General features: G+C 64.4%; 1 pseudogene. It reads right to left on the reverse strand.

The features are described 5' to 3' along the window. A pseudogene (locus SB764_RS43030) lies at positions 1-250 on the reverse strand (hypothetical protein); the annotation flags it as partial.

The following is a 250-nucleotide window of genomic DNA, read 5'->3' on the forward strand; positions in this document are numbered from 1 at the left end:
TTTGCCGCCTGTGCTGGCGTTTGTCCCTGCGCAAGGCCCAGTTTCATGGCCATGTCGCGGACTTGGTTCCATCCATTGGGCTGGTTGTGGGCGCAACCTGCATCCGAGGTTGGCAGCGGGCTGGAGGAATTCAGGATCCAGCCGTCGCACTGGCCTCCGGCCGGGGTGTAGGGCAGATCGGCGCTGTACGTTTCACCTGCGGCGGCCGGCCCTCCAACGTAATCGAGGATGCTGATGGCGCCGCCACTTG

Origin of the sequence: Paraburkholderia sp. SIMBA_027 (genome assembly GCF_046535315.1) — a bacterium.
Lineage (GTDB): Bacteria > Pseudomonadota > Gammaproteobacteria > Burkholderiales > Burkholderiaceae > Paraburkholderia > Paraburkholderia tropica.